Source organism: Advenella sp. (assembly GCF_052108595.1).
Lineage (GTDB): Bacteria > Pseudomonadota > Gammaproteobacteria > Burkholderiales > Burkholderiaceae_B > Advenella.
Window position 1 is genome coordinate 1 of sequence record NZ_JBQEAU010000201.1, and the last position, 2,505, is coordinate 2,505.

The 2,505-nt window shown below is 58.4% G+C and carries 3 protein-coding genes; all 3 read right to left on the reverse strand.

What is annotated here, in order from left to right; genetic code table 11:
* Positions 1-121 precede the first annotated feature (121 nt).
* The gene (locus ACTIKR_RS20595; RefSeq protein ID WP_442328908.1) at positions 122-910 is read right to left on the reverse strand and encodes a substrate-binding periplasmic protein; all 789 of its coding nucleotides are present in this window, start codon (positions 908-910) and stop codon (positions 122-124) included.
* A gap of 123 nt (positions 911-1,033) precedes the next feature.
* Positions 1,034-1,807, reverse strand: coding sequence for an ABC transporter permease (locus tag ACTIKR_RS20600; protein WP_193088451.1), 774 nt, complete (start codon positions 1,805-1,807; stop codon positions 1,034-1,036).
* On the reverse strand, positions 1,804-2,505 hold a 702-nt coding region (locus ACTIKR_RS20605), incomplete at its 5' end, for an ABC transporter substrate-binding protein (protein ID WP_442328909.1). The genes ACTIKR_RS20600 and ACTIKR_RS20605, both read right to left, overlap by 4 nt.

The following is a 2,505-nucleotide window of genomic DNA, read 5'->3' on the forward strand; positions in this document are numbered from 1 at the left end:
TTCTGAATCCGATAGTGTACCCTTTTCGTGCTGAATCCGACCCGTTTTAAGCTTGTGGGTACTGTCGCGCATGTATCACAGCGGCGCCTTGGGTCAAATCCAGCCTCCGCACCGTGAGCGTTCAGCTATGACAGTCGGGTACTTCCTGATCCAGATAGACGTCAAAGGCCACATCAGTCGCCCACTTTTTACTGAACGCCGCCCATTGCCCTGCCCTGTCCCACTGTTGCATTCGGGCTCGCAGCCATTGCGCTTCACGTGTGTTTTCGGCCGCAACCAGCCAGGTCAGCGTACGGGGCGCATTGGCCAGCTCAAGCGTGGCGGAAAATTTTTTCCATTCGGGATAATGCATCAAGGGTTGCCAGGCCGTCTGGTCAATCAGTCCCAGATCACATTTGCCTTCGCGTACCGCGACCAGCGCATCCGAAGGAACGGCAAAGGGCAGCAAGGTTGCCCCCGCCTGCGTCGCTTCAGCCGCCGCGTGCTCTGCAGTGCGGGCGATGCAAACGGTGCGCCCGGCTAAATCGGCCCGCGAGCGGATTTGCGTGTCGCTGCGGATGACCGCCTTGGGGTACGTGCGATAGCTGGTAGGAACAAGCGTCACTCCAGGCCAGTTGGCTGCATCTGCCGACAGGCTGTAAAGTGCCAGATCGATGCCGCCTTCTGCCAATGCCTTTGCTGCCTGGTCAGGCGCAAGCTGAACCAGCTGTGTTGGCAGATTCAGGGTCCTGGCAAGCGCCTTGACGGCAGGCGTATCAAGCCTGTCTTCGGTCCTGACCTTGGCGCCCGGTGCTGCAGCAGGCGTGACATGGACCACCGCCACGCGCAGGGCGCCTCGGGATACTGCCTGGGGAAATAGGCCGGCGACATCGCTAGCAACAGAAGCAGCGGTGGTAGCAGTAGCAGACATCCATACCCCGGCACAGGCTAGGAGGAGCATTGCACGCAGGGCAGATCGGATGGAAAGCAGGGTCATGATGCATCTTCCCGTCCCGCCTGGCAGCGGGACTCACAGGATAGGGTATTGCGTGGCTCAGACGTATTGGTAACGCAGCAGGCGGTGCTTGATACGCTCCAGGATCAGCTGATCGATAAGCGCTGCCAGAATGGCGATAACCAGAATATTGGCCATCACACCTGTCATATCGCCGGTATCGCCTGCAAAACTCAGCGAACGGCCAAGACCCTTACCGAAATCGACCAGCATTTCCACGGAGATCAGCGCGCGCCATGCATTGCCGAAGGCCAATTGCGCGCCGGTAATCAGCTCGGGCATGACCGCAGGCAAATAGACCCGCCTTACCAGGCCCCAGCGACTGGCCCCCATGACGCGCGCCGCAGAAATATGCACTTTGTGCACCGATTCGGTGGCGTTCATGACGCTGAGCGCAGCCGGGAAAAATGCAGCCAGCGCCACCACGACAATCATGGGTTTGTTGCCAAAGCCCCAGACGATCAGAAACAGCGGCACCCAGGCAATGCTGGGCAGCGACTGCAGAATCACAATCACGTTGCGCAGCACCTCGCGAAAGAAATTCAGACTGGCCGCCAGCAGGCCGAAGGCGATGCCACAGATCAGCGCAATGCCGTAACCGGTGCCAAGACGCGCCAGAGAACCTGCCAGGCCGCTATAGAATTCACCACTACGAATGCTTTCGGACAAGCGCTCGAGCACTGGCAGAATGCCGGGCATGAGAAAGTCTGGCAGCGTCAGTGCGACCAATTGCCAGACCAGAAGAATGAAAGCGATGGCCAGCATCACCGCCAGCGGCTTTTTGAAGCCGCCGATCCGGGTGTTGTTGCTCACAGTTTACGTGCCTTCTGCCATTCAAGATCCAGCACAGTGTTAACGTCAAATGGCTTGCCATCCCTGGTTTTCAGGGAACCGTCACGCTCCATGATACGAGCCAGCTCAGTCATCCGCTCAATATCCTTGTCTGTCACCGTAGGCGTAAATTCCTGGGTCTTGATCGCGTCTTCGATCACGGTCTCGCGCGCCAGCTCACCCTGCTTAAGGGTCTTCAGGGTTGGTTCGGCGATAAAGTAACTGGCGATCAGTTTGGACGCCTGGGCCGGTTGTTTTTCAAGCAGTTCGATTGCCTGCTGCTGGGCATCCAGCGCCTTCCAGATATCATCCTTGCGAGCCTCCAGCACTTTGCCGGAAGTAATCACGACCATGCAGGGAAAGGGCCAGTTTTGGCCAACTTCATAGATCTGCTTGACAGGCGCAACCAGTTGCGCAATCCGGTCATACGGTTCGAAAAGAAACGCAGCATTCACCCGATTGCCCACCAGCGACTGTACGGCGACTGCGGGACTCACGCCCATGACGCTGACATCGCCGTCAGCCAGACCCGCTTGCTTAAATACCACACCGCGCAAGACGGTGTCGGCAGTGCTACCCTGGCTTTGTGAAGCCAGTGTTTTACCTTTCAGGTCGGCCACGGTATTAATACCGGCATCATCACGCACGACCAGCGAGTGGTAGCCGCGCTGCGCACCGGC